A 302-nucleotide genomic window follows, 5' to 3' on the forward strand; every position below is an offset into this window, starting at 1 on the left:
CATGGCCGGCCAACCGGACTGGCCAGTCAATCCGGCCGGCTTTACGGTGCACGCGGCCATCCATGCCGGCATTCCGGGCGCGCATTGCGTCATGCACACGCATACCACCGCCGGTATGGCTGTGGCCCTGTCTCTTATACACATCTCCGAGCCCACGAGACATGGCGCCTGATCGCGTATGCCGTCTTCTGCGTGAAAAAGGGGGGGGGGGGGGGGGGGGGGGGGGGGGGGGGGGGGGGGGGGGGGGGGGGGGGGGGGGGGGGGGGGGGGGGGGGGGGGGGGGGGGGGGGGGGGGGGGGGGG

General features: G+C 75.2%; 1 pseudogene. It reads left to right on the forward strand.

What is annotated here, in order from left to right:
- Window positions 1-127 (forward strand): annotated as a pseudogene (locus tag JHD73_RS28700) (class II aldolase/adducin family protein); the annotation flags it as partial.
- Window positions 128-302: the final 175 nt, after the last annotated feature.

This window comes from Ralstonia sp. ASV6 (assembly GCF_016429285.1).
GTDB lineage: Bacteria > Pseudomonadota > Gammaproteobacteria > Burkholderiales > Burkholderiaceae > Ralstonia > Ralstonia flaminis.